General features: G+C 67.7%; 20 protein-coding genes. 8 read left to right on the top strand and 12 right to left on the bottom strand.

Annotated features, from left to right (window positions below):
• Positions 1 to 207: 207 nt before the first annotated feature.
• Positions 208 to 516, top strand: coding sequence for an excalibur calcium-binding domain-containing protein (locus SPHPHY_RS18980; protein ID WP_022685150.1), 309 nt, complete (start codon positions 208 to 210; stop codon positions 514 to 516).
• A gap of 88 nt (positions 517 to 604) precedes the next feature.
• On the opposite strand, the gene ruvC is transcribed toward SPHPHY_RS18980, so the two are convergent.
• From ruvC to SPHPHY_RS0102545, 3 genes are read right to left on the bottom strand one after another with little or no spacing between them, the layout of a single operon-like run.
• Complete coding sequence (gene ruvC / locus SPHPHY_RS0102555; RefSeq protein ID WP_022685149.1) at positions 605 to 1,111, bottom strand: crossover junction endodeoxyribonuclease RuvC; 507 nt, start codon at positions 1,109 to 1,111, stop codon at positions 605 to 607.
• Between the two features lie 6 nt (positions 1,112 to 1,117).
• Positions 1,118 to 1,861 (bottom strand): YebC/PmpR family DNA-binding transcriptional regulator, encoded by a 744-nt coding sequence (locus tag SPHPHY_RS0102550; protein WP_022685148.1) that lies wholly within the window; start codon positions 1,859 to 1,861, stop codon positions 1,118 to 1,120.
• A gap of 29 nt (positions 1,862 to 1,890) precedes the next feature.
• Positions 1,891 to 2,433 (bottom strand): DUF1003 domain-containing protein, encoded by a 543-nt coding sequence (locus SPHPHY_RS0102545; RefSeq protein ID WP_022685147.1) that lies wholly within the window; start codon positions 2,431 to 2,433, stop codon positions 1,891 to 1,893.
• A gap of 100 nt (positions 2,434 to 2,533) precedes the next feature.
• Here SPHPHY_RS0102545 and SPHPHY_RS0102540 point away from each other — a divergent pair, with 100 nt between their 5' ends.
• On the top strand, positions 2,534 to 3,994 hold the full coding sequence (locus SPHPHY_RS0102540; protein ID WP_022685146.1) for an ATP-binding protein: 1,461 nt from the start codon (positions 2,534 to 2,536) through the stop codon (positions 3,992 to 3,994).
• An 89-nt stretch (positions 3,995 to 4,083) separates the two neighbouring features.
• Here SPHPHY_RS0102540 and SPHPHY_RS0102535 read toward each other — a convergent pair whose 3' ends face one another.
• The 3 genes from SPHPHY_RS0102535 to SPHPHY_RS0102525 form a co-directional block, all read right to left on the bottom strand.
• A complete protein-coding gene (locus SPHPHY_RS0102535) occupies positions 4,084 to 4,620 on the bottom strand; it encodes a PilZ domain-containing protein (RefSeq protein WP_022685145.1) in 537 nt (178 codons plus the stop codon).
• Between the two features lie 89 nt (positions 4,621 to 4,709).
• Positions 4,710 to 4,976 carry a DUF2312 domain-containing protein gene (locus tag SPHPHY_RS0102530; RefSeq protein WP_051148253.1) on the bottom strand — a complete coding sequence of 89 codons (267 nt, stop codon included), beginning with the start codon at positions 4,974 to 4,976 and terminating at the stop codon, positions 4,710 to 4,712.
• A gap of 162 nt (positions 4,977 to 5,138) precedes the next feature.
• Positions 5,139 to 5,429: a DUF1244 domain-containing protein gene (locus tag SPHPHY_RS0102525; RefSeq protein ID WP_022685143.1), complete on the bottom strand. Its 291-nt coding sequence runs from the start codon at positions 5,427 to 5,429 to the stop codon at positions 5,139 to 5,141.
• A 66-nt stretch (positions 5,430 to 5,495) separates the two neighbouring features.
• Here SPHPHY_RS0102525 and pyk point away from each other — a divergent pair, with 66 nt between their 5' ends.
• Together pyk and SPHPHY_RS0102515 are read left to right on the top strand one after the other, a co-directional pair.
• Positions 5,496 to 6,974, top strand: coding sequence for a pyruvate kinase (pyk, locus tag SPHPHY_RS0102520; protein ID WP_022685142.1), 1,479 nt, complete (start codon positions 5,496 to 5,498; stop codon positions 6,972 to 6,974).
• Between the two features lie 167 nt (positions 6,975 to 7,141).
• On the top strand, positions 7,142 to 7,336 hold the full coding sequence (locus SPHPHY_RS0102515) for a hypothetical protein (protein WP_156024976.1): 195 nt from the start codon (positions 7,142 to 7,144) through the stop codon (positions 7,334 to 7,336).
• Between the two features lie 302 nt (positions 7,337 to 7,638).
• Here the strand turns inward: SPHPHY_RS0102515 and SPHPHY_RS0102510 are convergent, their stop codons facing one another.
• The 3 genes from SPHPHY_RS0102510 to ykgO all read right to left on the bottom strand — a co-directional run bounded on the left by SPHPHY_RS0102510 (position 7,639) and on the right by ykgO (position 8,822).
• Positions 7,639 to 8,013 (bottom strand): hypothetical protein, encoded by a 375-nt coding sequence (locus SPHPHY_RS0102510; protein WP_022685140.1) that lies wholly within the window; start codon positions 8,011 to 8,013, stop codon positions 7,639 to 7,641.
• Positions 8,014 to 8,076: 63 nt separating this feature from the next.
• A complete protein-coding gene (locus tag SPHPHY_RS0102505) occupies positions 8,077 to 8,688 on the bottom strand; it encodes an HAD family hydrolase (RefSeq protein WP_022685139.1) in 612 nt (203 codons plus the stop codon).
• An 8-nt stretch (positions 8,689 to 8,696) separates the two neighbouring features.
• Positions 8,697 to 8,822, bottom strand: coding sequence for a type B 50S ribosomal protein L36 (gene ykgO / locus SPHPHY_RS0102500; RefSeq protein WP_003046794.1), 126 nt, complete (start codon positions 8,820 to 8,822; stop codon positions 8,697 to 8,699).
• A 126-nt stretch (positions 8,823 to 8,948) separates the two neighbouring features.
• On the opposite strand from ykgO, the gene SPHPHY_RS0102495 reads away from it, so the two are divergent.
• Together SPHPHY_RS0102495 and SPHPHY_RS0102490 are read left to right on the top strand one after the other, a co-directional pair.
• Positions 8,949 to 9,551 carry a hypothetical protein gene (locus SPHPHY_RS0102495; protein WP_022685138.1) on the top strand — a complete coding sequence of 201 codons (603 nt, stop codon included), beginning with the start codon at positions 8,949 to 8,951 and terminating at the stop codon, positions 9,549 to 9,551.
• Positions 9,551 to 10,672, top strand: coding sequence for a M14 family metallopeptidase (locus SPHPHY_RS0102490; protein WP_022685137.1), 1,122 nt, complete (start codon positions 9,551 to 9,553; stop codon positions 10,670 to 10,672). The genes SPHPHY_RS0102495 and SPHPHY_RS0102490 overlap by 1 nt, the downstream gene beginning before the upstream one ends.
• Positions 10,673 to 10,730: 58 nt before the next feature.
• On the opposite strand, the gene SPHPHY_RS20810 is transcribed toward SPHPHY_RS0102490, so the two are convergent.
• Together SPHPHY_RS20810 and SPHPHY_RS0102480 are read right to left on the bottom strand one after the other, a co-directional pair.
• Entirely contained in the window at positions 10,731 to 11,219 is a 489-nt protein-coding gene (locus SPHPHY_RS20810; protein ID WP_022685136.1) for a hypothetical protein, read from the bottom strand.
• A gap of 374 nt (positions 11,220 to 11,593) precedes the next feature.
• Positions 11,594 to 12,103 (bottom strand): hypothetical protein, encoded by a 510-nt coding sequence (locus SPHPHY_RS0102480; protein ID WP_022685135.1) that lies wholly within the window; start codon positions 12,101 to 12,103, stop codon positions 11,594 to 11,596.
• A gap of 191 nt (positions 12,104 to 12,294) precedes the next feature.
• On the opposite strand from SPHPHY_RS0102480, the gene acnA reads away from it, so the two are divergent.
• Both acnA and SPHPHY_RS0102470 read left to right on the top strand, forming a co-directional pair.
• On the top strand, positions 12,295 to 14,994 hold the full coding sequence (acnA, locus tag SPHPHY_RS0102475) for an aconitate hydratase AcnA (protein ID WP_022685134.1): 2,700 nt from the start codon (positions 12,295 to 12,297) through the stop codon (positions 14,992 to 14,994).
• 70 nt (positions 14,995 to 15,064) lie between these two features.
• Complete coding sequence (locus SPHPHY_RS0102470) at positions 15,065 to 15,376, top strand: alkylphosphonate utilization protein (RefSeq protein ID WP_022685133.1); 312 nt, start codon at positions 15,065 to 15,067, stop codon at positions 15,374 to 15,376.
• A gap of 33 nt (positions 15,377 to 15,409) precedes the next feature.
• Here SPHPHY_RS0102470 and SPHPHY_RS0102465 read toward each other — a convergent pair whose 3' ends face one another.
• Positions 15,410 to 16,801, bottom strand: coding sequence for an amino acid permease (locus SPHPHY_RS0102465; protein WP_022685132.1), 1,392 nt, complete (start codon positions 16,799 to 16,801; stop codon positions 15,410 to 15,412).
• Positions 16,802 to 16,933: the final 132 nt, after the last annotated feature.

The following is a 16,933-nucleotide window of genomic DNA, read 5'->3' as shown; positions in this document are numbered from 1 at the left end:
CATGCGAGGTGAACCTGGGACCGCCCGGCTTCGCCGCCGCCGCGCTGTTGCCGGTGTCGGGGCTGGCCGGGGACTTTCCGGTACGGCGTCTGCATGATCCGCATCGCCGTGATCGCGGCCGCGGCGCTGGAGGTGTCGACGGTCTGGGTGGATGCGGTCGCCCTACAGTGAAAGCGTTGCTTTACGGATCGCCGCTATAACGGGCGCATGACGGGACAGACCGGCAGCGGCGTAACGGCCATCATCGGGATCGCCGCACTGGTCGGGGTGGTCGGCGGAGTGGGATCGGTCGCGATGACCTCGCAGGGTCGCTCATCGATCGCGCACGCCGCCCGTGTTGCGGCCGTCGCGGGCGGACTCAAGCGCCGCAGGTCGCCGGCATCCGGCGATTATTGGCCGGGCTGCAACGAAGCCCGCGCCGCCGGCACTGCGCCGATCTATCGCGATGAGCCGGGGTATCGTACGGAGATGGACGGCGACGGCGACGGGATCGCGTGCGAGCCGATCCGCAGCTAAGCGAACGCTGCCAGCCTTTGCCCGACGCCGGCGCACCAGACTTTACCCTCTCCCCCGCCTTCCTCGCGCGGCAGGAAGATCGTCACGATCACGCCCCCGCCCGCGCCCGCCGCATCATCCCCTGCGCGCTCGCGACGTGATGCGCGTGGCAGATCGCGACCGCCAGCGCGTCGGCCGCATCCGGCCCCGCCAGCTTCGTGCCGGGTAGCAGCACCCCCATCATCGCCTGGATCTGGCGCTTCTCCGCGCCGCCGGTGCCCACCACCGCCTTCTTGACCGTGGACGGATGATATTCGCCGATCGCCAGCCCCGCGCCGCTCGCCGCCAGCAGGACGACCCCGCGGGCCTGCCCCAGCTTCAGCGTCGATTGCGCGTTGGTGTTGCCGAGCACCTCCTCGACCGCCGCCTCGTCCGGGCGCTCGGCGCGGATCACGTCTATCAGCGCGGCGTACAGGTTGGCGAGGCGGCGCGGGAGCGGCATCGACGGGTCGGTGCGGATTTGCCCGTTGCCGACGTGGCTCAGCCGGTTGCCCTCGGCGCGGATCACGCCCCAGCCGGTGGTGCCGAGGCCGGGATCGAGGCCGAGGATGATCATCTCAGTTCACCCCAGCTTCGCCATCACCTCGTCGGACACTTCGTAATTGCCCCAGACGGTCTGGACGTCGTCGTCGTCGTCGAGCGCGTCGATCAGCTTGAACAGCGTCGCGGCATCGCCCTCCGTGACCTCGACCATCGTTTGCGGGCGCCACGCCAGCTTCGCGCCCTCGGCCTCGCCGAGCACCGGCTCGAGCGCCTTGGCGACCTCGTGCAGCGCGCCCTGCTCGGTCCAGATCTCATGGCCGTCCTCGCCGGACGTCACGTCCTCGGCACCGGCCTCCAATGCGGCCTCGAACACCTTTTCGGCATCGCCGGCGGTGGCGGGATAGTTGATGAGGCCCATCCGATCGAAGCCGTGGCTGACCGAGCCCGACGCGCCGAGGTTGCCGCCGTTCTTCGACACCGCGGTGCGCACGTTGGTGGCGGTGCGGTTACGGTTGTCGGTCAGCGCCTCGATGATCAGCGACACGCCGCCGGGGCCGAATCCCTCGTAGCGGATTTCCTCGTAATTTTCGGTGTCGCCCTTGCTCGCCTTGTCGATCGCGCGCTGGATGTTGTCCTTGGGCATCGACTGCGCCTTGGCGGCGTTCACCGCGGCGCGCAGCCGCGGGTTCATGTCCGGATCGGGCATGCCCATCTTCGCGGCGACGGTGATTTCGCGGCTGAGCTTGGAGAACATGCCGGAGCGCTTCTTATCCTGCGCGCCCTTGCGGTGCATGATGTTCTTGAACTTGGAATGGCCTGCCATGGTCGCCTCTGACGGATAATCCGGTGCCTTTAGGACGCCGGACCCATGTTCGCCAAGCGGTCTATCTTCGCCTCCAGCGCCGTCAGCCGCTCGACGACCAGCCGGTCGAGCTTTTCGTGCAGGCGCAGGATCTCCAGCTCGGCGCGCAGATTGGTCTCATAGTCGAGGCTGGCGGCGAGTCGATCCTTCGACGCCTGCCGGTTCTGGCTCATCATGATCACCGGCGCCTGCACCGCGGCCAGCGTCGACAGCATCAGGTTGAGGAAGATGTACGGATAGGGATCGAACTGCTTTCCGAAATACCGCAGCACGTCGGTGTTGAGCAGCATCCAGCCGACCAGCACGATCGTGAACGCGATGATGAAGCCCCACGACCCGCCGATCGCCGCGACCTTGTCGGCCAGGCGATCGCCGAAGCTGGAGCGCAGGTCGGCCTCGTCCGCGGCGTCGCGGCTGACCAGCGTGCCGGCATCGATGCTGTCGAGAACGCGCCGCTCCTCCGCATCGAGCGAATGGTGCGGCTTGCCGAACAGCCGCAGCGCGAGATCGGCGATCGGTGGGCGGTGCGCCATGCTATCTTCCCGACAAGTGAGGTGCGCGCTCTAGCGGGGCGCCGGGCCGGCGCAAAGCGCTTGCTCAAGGGGGGTATGATCGGCCAAACGGGGCGCGATCATGACCGTCAGCGTAGACATGGGCAGCGACGACCGCGGCGCGCCCGTGACCATGGACCTCGAAGAACTGCTCGCCACCCGATTGCTCGTCCAGGGCAATTCCGGGTCCGGCAAGTCGCACCTGCTGCGCCGGCTGCTCGAACGGTCGGCCGGTCAGGTGCAGCAGGTGGTGATCGATCCAGAAGGCGATTTCGTCACCCTGTCCGAACGGTACGGCCATGTCGTGATCGAGGGTGCCGATTATGCGGAGCGCGAGGTGGCGCGAATCGCCGCCCGCCTGCGCGAACATCGCGCCAGCGTGGTGCTGAGCCTCGAAGGGCTGGAGGCGGAAGGGCAGATGCGCTGCGCCGCCGGTTTCCTGAACGCGCTGTTCGATGCCCCGCGTGAGCATTGGTATCCGGCGCTGGTGGTGGTGGACGAGGCGCAGCTCTTCGCGCCCACCACCGGGGGCGAGGTGGCGGAGGACGTGCGGCGCGCTTCGCTGTCGGCGATGACCAATTTGATGTGCCGCGGGCGCAAGCGTGGTCTCGCCGGCGTGATCGCGACCCAGCGGCTGGCCAAGCTTGCCAAGAACGTCGCGGCGGAAGCGAGCAATTTCCTGATGGGGCGCACCTTCCTCGACATCGACATGGCGCGCGCCGCCGACCTGCTGGGCATGGAGCGGCGGCAGGCGGAGGCGATCCGCGACCTGGCGCGCGGTACGTTCATGGCGCTGGGTCCGGCGGTGTCGCGGCGTCCGATCACGGTCCGGATCGGGACCGTCGAGACGCAGGCGCGCAGCGGCAGCCCCAAGCTGGTGCCGTTGCCGCAGGGCGATTCGGTCGACCTGCGCTCGTTGCTGGACGTCTCGCCCGAGCCGGCGCCGACGCTGCCGATGACGTTCGATCCGCGGCCGCGGCGCGTGCCGGCCGACGAACTGCTCGCCGACCTCGTTACCCCGGCGCCGGGCGTGCCCGCGCCGTCGCTGCCCGACCGGTCCGAGGAGGAGGTCGAGGGGGTGTATGCCGACGTCCTGCGCGCGATCGTCACCGAGGGCGAGAGCACCGGGCGACCGGCGGCGGTACTTTTCCAGGATTTTCAGGTGCGCTGCCGGATGGCCGGAATCCCGAAGCCGGCGCTCGATCTCGCGGCGTTCAGCCGGCGGCTGTCGTGCGCGCGCGCCGGGATCTTCGATCCCCATGCCGAGGAATGGGCGAGCGTGCTGGCGCTGGCAGGCGGGCTGCCCGACGACATGCTGGGCGCGTTCCTGCTGGTCGCCAAGGCGGCACGCGACGGCGCGCCCTGCCCGTCCGACATGGCGATCGCCGACACTTATGGCACCAGCTCGATCGGGCGGGTGAAGCGGCTGATCGGGTATATCGAGGGGCGCGACCTCTTCGTGACGCGCACCGACATGGCGGGCAAGCGATCGATCACGATCCCGCACCTCGGCTGGACGACCGCGGCCTCCGAAGCGGCGTAGCACGGCAACGGGCCGTCTGCCGCTGCCTTGAACGGCGTGCGCCACCAGGCGAAGAGCGCCACCGGGCTACCCGCCTCCATCCCGCCGCATCACGGCGTCTTCAGCGCCGCCTCGATCTGCTGCCCGGAGGCGGAGAGCATCTGGTAGACGCTGTGCGCGGCAATGCCGGCCATCGTCAGCCCGACGCACACCAGCACCACGAACTGGAACATCGACGCGAACGTGCGCGATCGTTCGACCCGCCGCGCCATTTGCGCCTCATGCGCCAGCCGGCGTTCGGCGCGGCGGTCGCTGGCGACGCTGTCGTCGTCGTTGCTGCGCTTGGGACGGCTGGCGAGACGCGGCTCGTCGATCAACGCCTTCACCGACAGCCGGTCCTGCGCGCGCATCCCGAAGAACCGGCCCTTGGTCCATTGCACGCGCCCGACGATCACGATCGTGCCGCGGCGGATTTCGACATAGCTGCCGACCGCCGGCGGGGAATCGCACCCCGCCATCAACCCGCGCGACGACACGTTGTGGATGACCAGGTCATGCCATTGCGACTCCAGCCGCATCCGCGACGGGATGAGGACGGTGATCCGCTCCTCCCGCGGTCGGAATCCGGTCTGCAAAGCCGCCAGCACCTGTTCGTTACCCCCGTCGCCCGCCCGTCGTCGCAAACGTATGCGGCGCGCACGACGAAGATATCGTTAACAAATGCGGCGTCTTGGCATCAAAGCATGCCAAGTGCCTGCATATAGACTTCGAGGATCGACTGTTCTTCTTGATATTCCTCGCGCTTTTTCTTCCGGATCTGTAAAATCTTGCGGATCGCCTTCGCGTCGTAGCCCCGGCTCTTCGCCTCGGCCATCACGTCCTTGATGTCGTCGGCGATGCCCTTCTTCTCTTCTTCCAGCCGCTCGGCCCGCTCGATCAGCAGTCGCAGCTCGTCGGCCGCCACCGCGCCGCCGCCCATGCCTTCGCCACGCTCTTCCGCCATCGTACTTCCCCCAAATTCTACACGCCGCCCGCGACGCCCGGCGCGAATCGCGCTGGGGCGGGGACGGCGTTGTGGATACCCGCAATGTGGGTGCGGCGGCGCGTCTACGCCGGTGCGTCGCCGCGCTCAAGCATTTCGCCGCGGCGTGCGGCGCGCCTGCGATCAGGCGTTCTTCTTCACGCTCTCGGCCATGCGTTCCAGCTGCTCCGGGGTCGCATCGCCCTGATGCTGCGCCTTCCACTGCGCATAGGGCATGCCATAGATCGCCTGTCGCGCATCGTCCTTGTCGAACCCGCCGGCCTCGGCCACCCAGTCCGACAGGCAGTTTCGGCAGAAACCCGCCAGCCCCATCAGGTCGACGTTCTGCGCATCGCTGCGGTGGCGCAGGTGCACGACGAGGCGCCGGAACGCCGCCGCCGCTGCGGCATCGTCTATGCTGTCCAACCGATCCATATCTTCTCCTGCATTTGATCCTGCGAAAATAGGGGTTAAGGCCGGGTCGGCAAAGCAGGAAGGCGCATGACCCTTAACCCGAATCAAATCGCTCCGCGCTCGCGCAAGGTTCGCGTGCTCGCGACGCTCGGCCCGGCCAGCAACACGCTGGAAATGATCACCACCCTCTTCCAGGCGGGCGCGGACGCGTTCCGCGTCAACATGAGCCACGGCGACCAGCAATCGAAGATCGCGGTCATCCAGGCGATCCGCTCGATGGAGGAGAAATTCCGCCGCCCGACGACGATCCTCGCCGATCTTCAGGGTCCGAAGCTGCGCGTCGGCAAGTTCGAGGGCGGCCGCGTCACGCTGGAACATGGTAGCACCTTCGTGCTCGATCATGACGCCACGCCCGGCGACGCCACGCGCGTGCGCTTGCCGCACCGCGAGATCTTCGCGGCGATCGAACCGGGCGCGCGCCTGCTGCTCGACGACGGCAAGCTGGTGCTGCGCGTCACCGAACACGACAGCGACCGGATCGTCACCCGCGTCGAGGTCGGCGGGGCGCTGTCCGACAACAAGGGGCTGAACGTTCCCGACGTGGTGATCCCGATGGCGGCGATGACCGAAAAGGACCGCTCCGATCTGGCCTTCGCGATCGACCAGGGGGTCGACTGGATCGCGCTGTCGTTCGTGCAGCGCCCCGAGGATCTGTGGGAGGCACGCAAGCTGATCGGCGGCAAGGCGGCGCTGCTCGCCAAGATCGAGAAGCCGGCGGCGATCGAGCGGCTGGAGGAGATCGTCGAGGCGTGCGACGGCGTGATGGTCGCGCGCGGCGATCTCGGCGTCGAACTGCCGCCGCAGTCGGTGCCGCCGCTGCAGAAACGGATCGTCGAGACGGCGCGGCGGATGGGCCGCCCGGTGGTGGTCGCCACGCAGATGCTCGAATCGATGATCCAGTCGCCGTCGCCGACGCGCGCCGAGGTCTCGGACGTCGCCACCGCGATCTACGACGGCGCCGACGCGATCATGCTGTCGGCGGAAAGCGCGGCGGGCGCGTGGCCGGTCGAATCGGTCGCGATGATGAACGCGATCGGCGACGCGGTGGAGCGCGATCCGATGCACGGCGATCGCATCCACTTCACGGTGATGCGCCCCGACCCGACCACTGCCGATGCGCTGGCGGAAGCCGCCAAGAACATCGCCGACACCGTCTCGGCCGCGGCGATCATCTGCTTCACCATGTCGGGGTCGACCGCACGCCGCATCGCGCGCGAACGGCCGTCGGTGCCGATCCTGGTGCTGACGCCGAGCACCGACACGGCGCGGCGGCTGGGGCTGCTGTGGGGCACGCACAACGTCATCACTCGTGACGTCGAATCGTTCGAGGAGATGGTCGCCAAGGCCAAGCGCATCGCGCTGCGCCAGGGCATCGCCAAGGCGGGCGACCGGGTGATCGTGATGGCGGGCGTGCCGTTCCGTACGCCGGGTTCGACGAACGTGCTGCACGTCGTCCAGATCGTCGGCGACGAACTCAAGGATTACCGTTCACCCGACGCAAACTGATGGCTTCGCGGGCAGGGCGATCGGCTGCCCTGCCCGCGGCCACATCTCGTCGCAAACCGCGGCGAACAGGAAAAAATTGCCGGTGTCCGGCCATTTTCATACAATAAGCTTATTGAGCTATGTTGCACCTATGTTGCGCGACGATCGCAACAGGGGGAATGCAGGAAATGGCTGGGCTGACGTGCGGTGAGCGATTGCATCTCGATCTGGCCGCGGCACGCCGGGCCCGCGCGATGATCAACGACCCGTTGTCGATGTTGACGCTCAGCGCCTATATTTCCGAGCTCGAAGAAGAACTGCACCGCGGAGAGGATGGATTCCTGCTGACGCGCGGCGCTCCCGCTTTTGGCGTGGCGGGATAGCCACCCTCCACAGCATCGGCAACGCGACGGCCGTCGCTGCGTATCGTAACAAATTGACGGGCACCCGCTCGGGAGCCGAGTCGCAGATCGCGCCGCGCGCCGCGTTCGCGCAACCCGGTCGCATCATGCCGCCAACGTCCGCCTCTGGAGAAAAGTCGCCGCGTTAGCCGACGCGAAACGTGAATTGTAGCGAAGTTCCGGACACCCCGCCATCATACGGACAGGCCCGACCCGCCGACGCTACGACAGGGCCGACGCAGCCAGGGTCTTTCCCCAACGCGTCGTCCCTGTCGGCCCGGCCGTTACGACGACGTAGCGCGCGCGTCGGCGGTCAGCGGCGGTGTCTGCTGGTGCTGGACGACGCGCCACACCTCATGCTCCACGCGCCGGTAGGTGGACGTGCAATGCGCGACATAGCGTTCGTCGCCCTTCGCCGCCTCGACGCGATAGGCGATGACGATCAGCCCCTCCTGCGGGCGGACGATCCGGCCGTCGGCGAACGACACCGATTCCCAGCGCGGCGTCTGCGATACCGCTTCCACCGCCGCCGCGCTTTCCAGAACGAACGGTGGCTGCGGCACGACCATCAGGGCCGATTCGTCGATCGATTCGCGATAATGCTGCGCATCGCCGGTCCACAGGCTTTCCTCGAACGCCCAAACGCGATCGTCTTCCATGGCTTACTCCCGTTCAGGTGACGGGACGAGAAAGCCGCGGTGCGCCCGAACGTTCCGCGTGAATCAGCGTAACAGCCCGGCCGCGACCAATGCCGGCCGCAGTGTCGCGGCATCGCGGAAATGGTGCGCGTGGATGCCGAGCGCGGCGGCACCGGCGATATTGTCGGCATTGTCGTCGATGAAGAACGCCGCTTCGGGGGTCAGGCCGAATCGGTCGAGCGCCAGCCGGTAGATCGCCGCATCCGGCTTCACCAGCCGCTCGTCCCCCGACACGACGATGTCGCGGAAGCGATCGAACACCGCCGCCTCGCGCGTGCGGAACGGCGGGAAGAACTCGCCCGAGAAGTTGGTGATCGCAAACAGCGGCACGCCCGCGGCGTCGAGTTCCTCGACGATCGCGATCATGCCGGGGATCGGCCCCGGAATCTGCTCGCCAAAGCGCGGCCCCCACAGCGCGATCATCGCGGCATGTTCCGGGAAAAGCTCGCTAAGCTCCGCGCTGGTCTCCGCGAACGGACGACCGGCATCGTGCTGGAAATGCCATGCGCGGGTGGCGACGTCGTTCAGGAACACGTCAAGCGCCTGTTCGTCGTCGAACAGGCGCTCGTACAGAACCCGCGGATTCCAGTCGTACAGGACGTGTCCGACGTCGAAGATAACCGACGTCGGCGACATGCCGGAAATCAGCCCTGGCGGGCCTTGAACCGGCGATTCGTCTTGTTGATCACATAGGTGCGGCCGCGGCGACGGATGACGCGGTTGTCGCGATGACGGTCCTTGAGCGACTTCAGGCTGTTGCGGATCTTCATGGCTGCGCTTCTTCGAAAACGGGAAAGCGCGCCGCCTAGAGAGCGTGCGCCGGAAAGTCAACCGAGCGGGAGCTTGCGGCCCGGGCGCGCGTTGCTATGTCGTAACGATCTACATGGGGGTTTGTCATGCGTCGCGCCGTCCTTCTGCTGCTCTCGCTGGCGCCACTGGCGGCGTGCGCGACCGGGCCCCAGCGTTTTCCGGTGCAGGCCACGCGCTTCCACTACGATACCGTGGCACAGCGCGGGACGGTGGTGGTCGAGCCGCTGCCCGGCCCCTCCTCCGCCAGCCTTGAGTACAAGACCTATGCCGCCGCGGTCGAGGCGGAGCTGCTGCGCAACGGCTTCACCAGCCCCGCGCCCGGCGCCAAGCCCGAATATATCGCGACGGTCGGATTCACCCGCGCCGAACGTGGGTTGCCGGCGCGCCGTTCGCCCGTCCAGATCGGGATCGGCGGCGGCGGCTACTCCGGCGGCTGGCGCGGCGGCACCGGGCTGGGCGGCGGCGTGAGCTTCCCGGTCGGCGGCGACGGCGGCGGGCGGCTGGGGCTGGTCACGGAACTCGCGGTGCGCATTCGTCATGGCGCCGACGCGATCTGGGAGGGGCAGGCGCAATCGCTGACCGACACCAGCGCGCCAGATGCCGATGCCGGCTCGGTCGCGTCGCGGCTGGCAGGCGCGTTGTTCAAGGACTTCCCGGGCGATTCGGGCCGGACGGTCGAGGTAAAGTAATGACCCTGCACATCAATGCCGCGTTCGACGGCGGCAACATCCGCGTCGTCGCGATCGAGGGCGAAGGCGATGACTGGCGTTGCGACCTGGAGATCGTGCGCGACCACCAGTCGGAGTTCTTCCAGTGGTTCTCCTTTCGCGCCGCCGGGTTGCGCGGCAAGCGCGTGACGTTCCGCATCGTGAACGCAGGCGAATCGGCCTATTCGTTCGGTTGGCCGGGATATCGCGCGCGCGCCTCCACCGATCTCGACGCGTGGCGGATGATCGACACCGATTATGCCGCCGGCGTGCTCAGCTTCGACTGGACCGGGCAGGGCGACGTGGCGTGGTTCGCCTATTTCGCGCCTTATACGATGGAGATGCACGCCCGGCTGGTGGCGCGGATCGCCGCGCGCGCCGGCGTCACGCATCGCGAGCTCGGCACGACGCTGGACGGGCAGGCGATCGATTATTTCCGGATCGGCGACGGCGCGAAGCAGGTGTGGCTCTACGCGCGCCAGCATCCCGGCGAATCGATGACCGAATTCTGGATGGAGGGCGCGCTCGACTGGCTGACCAGCCCGGCAGCCGCGCCGCTGCTGGGCGCCGCGACGGTGCACGTCGTTCCGAACATGAACCCGGATGGCACGCGGCGCGGGCATTTGCGCACCAACGCTGCGGGGGTGAATCTGAACCGTGAGTGGCACGCCCCCACCGCCGAGCGCAGCCCGGAAGTGTTGTGCGTGCTGCGTGAAATGGACGCGACCGGCGTCACCTTCGCGATGGACGTGCACGGCGACGAGGCGATCGCCGCAAACTTCATCGCCGGGTTCGAAGGCATTCCGTCGTGGGACGACGCGCGCGGTGCGCGCTTCATCGAATTCGGCGAGCGGCTCGCGGCGCACACTCCCGACTTCCAGACCGAGCTGGGCTATCAGAAAGCCGCGCCGGGAAGAGCCAATCTGTCGATGTCGACCAACCAGCTCGCCGAGCGATTCGGCGCGGTGGCGGCGACGCTGGAGATGCCGTTCAAGGATCACGACGCGAACCCCGATCCGCAATTCGGGTGGAGCCCGGAGCGGTCCCGGGCGCTGGGCGTGGCGTGTCTCGAGGTGCTGACGGAGATGCTGCCGACGCTGTAGCGGTGCCGGCGACCGGCACCGCTTCCGCTCCCCGGCGTCCGGCCGGGGGTGCCGCCGCCTACTCCCGCCAGGCGTCCACGGCCTTGTTCCTTTTCGCCAGAGCATCGAGCCGCCTCAGGAGCTCCGCCTCCGCCCGCGCCCGTCGCTGCGGGTCGGGAAGCGCGGCGCTCGCGTCCACGCGCGGCGCGCGCCGCGCATCCTCGCGCAACAGCAGCAGGCGCAGCATCGCATCGGAATAGCGGCGGCGATGCCCCACCACCTCGCCCTTGTAGACGATCGGTTCCAGCCATCCCTCGACGGCGCGGCTGTAGGCGGCGCGTTCCAGCGCCGGCATCTGATAGGCAAGCGCCGCGTCCCACGCCGCGCCGAAATCGGGGATGCGCTTCTTCACGCGATACGCCGATGTCGAGGTCAGCCGGACATGCGCGCAAGCCGTGCGCACGCATCCGGTTTCGCGCAACGCGTGCAGGAACGCCACCTGCCGCGCCGGCGTCCATCCGTCATGCCGATAACGAAACGCCGCCACCTCTCCGCCGCACTTGTCCATGTTCGATCCCCCATGCCGCCCCGCCGCTGATACCGCGGAGCCGTACGTGTAGGACAGCCCGAAGCGGCGCGACCGCCCGGTTCCACGATCCCGAGGCGGCGATCGCCGCGGCCCCGCCGCGCACCCGGGCGGTTTCTCCCCTCGTTGCGAGACAGCGGGGGCAGATAGCTCTACCGGAATCGACCCCGCCTCGACCGTCACCGGCGGCGAGCGTCGTCGGCGATCCGCGCTAGGCGGGATCGACATTCAGCGCCTCGCGAATGCCGGGCTGTTCGCCAACGAAGATTATCCATCCGTCATGGCGCACCGCGCTCGATCGCGCAGGTTTGCGCCCCTTACCCGCTCGCGGGGACGCTGGGGAATGTCGATTGGTCCTAGCGCCACTTGGCGAGCGCGGCCTCGTAGCGGTCGCGTTCGGCGTCGCGATCGTCTTCCAGCGCGGCGCGATCCTTTTGCCAGCGGCGCTCGGCGGTCTGGCGTTCGCGCTCCAGCGCGGCGATGCGATCCGCAAGATCCTTGCGTGCGGCCGCGTGGCGCTCGGTCGCGTCCTTCAGCGCCGCTTCCGCGGCGTCGAGCGCGCGGCGGCTGGGCCGCGGCGGTTTCTTCGTCTCCGGCGCGGGCTTCTTCGCGGTCGGCTTGCGGCGCGATGACGGCGTGGCGGCGAGATGCTCCTCAGCACTCCCGCGTGAGCGCTTCACCACCGCGCCGGGCGTCGCCAGCGGCGCTTCGATCAGCGCCGGGTCGGTGACTTCCTCCGCCATGCCGCGCGCGAACAGGTCGGCGTCGGCGCCCCAGGCCGCCAGCGCCGCCTTGCGACTCGGCGCGGCGACATAGGCGTCGTGGAAGCCGGCAGGCGTGCGGAACACCTTCAGCTTGCGTGCCATCGCCCCCTGCCCTCCCGCGCCCCGTGCGCCTTGGTCACAATCGCTTACCGAACCGGCCGTTCCACCCCTTTCGCACCTGCGGCACCGCTGCTATCGCCCACGGCGACCGAGAGTTTCGCTCCCGTCGCCGCCCTGCGTGCCGCTCGCGCGCGCCATCGCCGACGACGGCCCTTGAAGAAAGGACTATGCCCATGACGGCCATCGGCCAGGACACGTTGAACGCCCGCTCCACGCTGGAGGCCGGCGGCAAGTCCTACGACTATTTCTCGCTGAAGACCGCCGAGGCGAAGTTCGGCGATATCAGCCGCCTGCCCTTCTCGATGAAGGTGCTGCTGGAAAACATGCTGCGCTTCGAGGACGGCGTGACCGTGACCGAGGCGGACGTGAAGGCGATCATCGACTGGCAGCAGGAGCGTCGTTCGGATCGCGAGATCCAGTATCGCCCCGCGCGCGTGCTGATGCAGGATTTCACCGGCGTGCCGTGCGTGGTCGATCTGGCCGCGATGCGCGACGCGATCACGAAGCTGGGCGGCGACCCCGCGAAGATCAATCCGCAGGTGCCCGTCCACCTGGTGATCGATCACTCGGTGATGGTCGACGAATTCGGCACGCCCAAGGCGTTCGAGGAGAACGTCGATCTGGAATATGCCCGCAATTCGGAACGCTACGAGTTCCTGAAGTGGGGATCGAAGGCGCTCGACAATTTCAAGGTCGTGCCGCCGGGCACCGGCATCTGCCACCAGGTGAACCTTGAGTATATCGGCCACGCCGTCTGGGCGTCCGAGGAAAGCGGCGATCATGCCCAGAACCAGAACGGGCGCGGCGCGACGATCGCCTATCCGGACACGCTGGTCGGCACCGACAGCCACACGACGATGATCAACGGCCTTGGCGTGCTCGGCTGGGGCGTCGGCGGGATCGAGGCGGAGGCCGCGATGCTGGGACAGCCGGTGTCGATGCTGATCCCGGAGGTCGTCGGTTTCAAGCTGACCGGCGCGCTGCGTGAGGGCATCACCGCGACCGATCTGGTGCTGACGGTCACGCAGATGCTGCGCGCCAAGGGCGTGGTCGGGCGCTTCGTGGAATTCTACGGCCCGGGTCTCGACCAGATGACGCTGGCCGATCGTGCGACGATCGCCAACATGGCGCCGGAATATGGCGCGACTTGCGGCTTCTTCCCGGTCGACGACAAGACGCTCGACTATATGCGCCTGACCGGGCGTCCGGACGAGGTCGTCGCGCTGACCGAGGCCTATGCCAAGGCGCAGGGCATGTGGCGCTATGCCGACGCGGCCGACCCGTTGTTCACCGACACGCTGGAGCTGGACATGGGCACGGTCGTGCCCTCGCTCGCCGGCCCGAAGCGCCCGCAGGACAAGGTCAGCCTCGACACGGTGGACGAGGTGTTCAACGGCGACCTCTTCAAGCTGTACCACCGCGAGAAGCCGCAGCGCGTCGCGGTCGACGATCGCGGGCATGACATCGGCGACGGCGACGTCGTGATCGCGGCGATCACCAGCTGCACCAACACGTCGAACCCGTCGGTGCTGGTCGCCGCCGGGCTCGTCGCGCGCAAGGCGAACGCGCTGGGGCTGAAGCCGAAGCCGTGGGTGAAGACCAGCCTCGCACCGGGGTCGCAGGTCGTCACCGACTACCTCGACAAGGCCGGGCTGTCGGCGGATCTCGACGCGATCGGGTTCAACCTGGTCGGCTATGGCTGCACCACCTGCATCGGCAATTCCGGGCCGCTGGCCGCGCCGATCAGCAAGGCGATCAACGAGAACGACCTCGTCGCCGCGTCGGTGCTGTCGGGCAACCGCAATTTCGAGGGCCGCGTGTCGCCCGACGTGCGCGCGAACTTCCTCGCCTCGCCGCCGCTGGTCGTCGCCTATGCGCTGAAGGGCACGGTCACCACCGACATGAACGAAACGCCGATCGGTCAGGCGACCGACGGCAGCGACGTCTACTTGCGCGACATCTGGCCGACCAATCAGGAAGTGTCGGACCTGATGACCGCCAACATCGACGACGGCATGTTCCGCGCGCGCTACGGCAACGTCTACGCGGGCGACGACAAGTGGCAGGCGATCGACGTCACCGGATCGGACACCTACGCGTGGCGCGCCGGATCGACCTATGTCGCCAACCCGCCGTATTTCGACGGGCTGGAGATGACCCCCGCCCCGGTGACCGACATCATCGAGGCGAAGCCGCTGGCGATCCTGGGCGATTCGATCACCACCGACCACATCTCGCCGGCCGGCAGCATCAAGGCCGACAGTCCGGCGGGCAAGTGGTTGCAGGAGCATCAGGTCAGCCGCGGCGACTTCAACAGCTATGGCGCACGCCGTGGCCACCACGACGTGATGATGCGCGGTACGTTCGCCAACATCCGCATCCGCAACGAGATGGTGCCCGGCGTCGAGGGCGGCATGAGCCGTTACGAGGGCGAGGTGATGCCGATCTATGACGCAGCGATGCGCCACAAGGCCGATGGCACCCCGCTCGTCATCATCGCCGGCAAGGAATATGGCACCGGTTCGTCACGCGACTGGGCGGCGAAGGGCACCAACCTGCTGGGCGTGCGCGCCGTCATCACCGAGAGCTTCGAGCGGATCCACCGTTCGAACCTGGTCGGGATGGGCGTGTTGCCGTTGCAGTTCGCGGACGGCGTGACGCGCGAGACGCTGAAGCTGACCGGCGACGAGACGTTCACGATCCAGCACGTCGCGCAGTTGCGCCCGCGCCAGGAAGTGACCGTCACGCTGAAGCGCGCCGATGGGTCGACCGAGCAGTTCCAGACGCGCTGCCGGATCGATACCGTCAACGAGCTGGAGTATTTCCTGAACGGCGGCATCCTTCAGTACGTGTTGCGCAATCTGGCCGCGTAAGCGCGCCGGACACTTCGGGAATGTGGAGGGAGGGCCGCCGGTCCTCCCTCTTTTTATATGGGGTGGGCACGTGAGCGACGAATATATCTACGACGAAGCAACCGGCGAGTGGGTGCAGGACGGCGCAACGGGCGCGGCGTCGACAGGGGCGGCAGCGGCGGCGGTGGGGATCGAGGTGCGCGACGCGGTCGGCAATCTGCTGGCCGACGGCGATGCGGTCACGCTGGTGAAGGACCTGAAGGTCAAGGGAACCAGCCAGACGCTGAAGCGCGGGACCGCGATCAAGTCGATCCGGCTGACGGGCGACGCACAGGAGATCGACTGTCGCTTCGACGGCATCAAGGGCTTGGTGCTGCGGGCGGAGTTCGTGAAAAAGCGCTAAACGTTCCTTCGTCATGCGAGCGCAGCCGGGGCGTTACGCCACGATCGCGCGCTTCCGGCCCCAGGCGAAGTACAGCACCAGCCCGAGCAGGTTCCACAACAGGAAGTACAGCTGCGTCTTGGCTGGCAGGCTGAAGAACAGGTAGACGCAGCCCAGCACGCCGAGCGTCCCGACGACGGGCGCCAACGGGGTGCGAAACGTCCGCTCCGCATCGGGCGCACGCCTGCGCATTACCATCATGCACACGCAGACGGCGACGAACGCCGCCAGCGTACCCGCGTTGGCGAGCGCGGCGATCGCGTCGATTGGCATCACGCCCGCGATCACCGCGACAAGTGCTGCCGTCATCAACGTGATCCGCACCGGCGCGCCACGGCGCGACACCTTCGCCAGCCCGGCGGGCAACAGCCCGTCGCGCGCCATGACGAAGAAGATGCGGCTCTGCCCGAAGAGAAAGCCCAGCAACACCGTCGGCAGTGCGATCACCGCGCTGGCGGCCAGGAAGGTCGCGAAGCCGGGCCGGCCGATATCGCGCAGGATCAGCGCCAGCGGCTCCGGCGAGCCCGCGAAATGCGTGTAGCTGAGCGCACCCACCGCCGCGACCGCCACGCCGACGTAGATGATGATGCAGCCGAACATCGACCCGATGATCCCGATCGAAAGATCGCGGCCCGGGTTCTTGGTCTCCTCCGCAGCAGTCGAGATCGCGTCGAAGCCATAGAAAGCGAAGAAAATGATCGCGGCTGCGGCCATGACGCCGCGTTCCTTGCCGTCGGGATCGACCGAAGCAGTGAAGCCGTGCGGCATGAACGGGTGGAGGTTGGCGGCGTCGAAGTGCGGGAGCGCGACGATCACGAAGACGGTCAGCGCGACAAGCTTGATCGCGACCAGCACCGCGTTGAGCGTCGCGCTCTCCTTGGTACCTAGGCATAGCAGCCCCGCGACGACCGCGATGATGAAGATGGCCGGCAGATTGACGATGCCGCCAAGCTCCGGCCCATTGGTCAGCGCGGTCGGGAAGCCGAGCGGGGTCAACAATGCCGAGGCATAGCCGGACCAGCCGACCGCCACCGTCGAGACGACCAGCGAATATTCCAGGATCAGCGACCAGCCGATCACCCAGGCGATCACTTCACCCAGCACGACGTAGCTATAGGTGTAAGCGCTGCCGGAGGCCGGGATCATCGTCGACATCTCGGCATAGGCGAGCGCTGCGCAGGCGCAGATGCTGCCGGCAATGACGAAGCTGAGCATCACTGCCGGGCCGGCGCGGTCAGCGCCCACTCCGATCAGCGTCAGGATGCCGGTGCCGACGATCGCGCCAACGCCAAGCGCAACCAGATGCGGCCACGACAGCGTGCGCGCGAGCACCGGGCCGCTGCCGTGATCGACCGCGATCGGCTTGCGCCGGAACAGACTGGACATGCACTCCCCTTCTTATGATGTCGGGGGCTTGTAACAGCTGCGACCAATCATGGGGAGAGTGGGCTGGCTTGAACGTCGCGTCACTCTCGCGCGGCCGCCGGGCCAAGGCGCTGAAGTGACGGTCCTTGCAAC

This window comes from Sphingomonas phyllosphaerae 5.2, assembly GCF_000419605.1.
GTDB classification, from domain to species: Bacteria; Pseudomonadota; Alphaproteobacteria; order Sphingomonadales; family Sphingomonadaceae; genus Sphingomonas; species Sphingomonas phyllosphaerae_B.
Note: the sequence above shows the minus strand (reverse complement) of the source record. Positions and strands in the feature narration are given on the sequence as shown.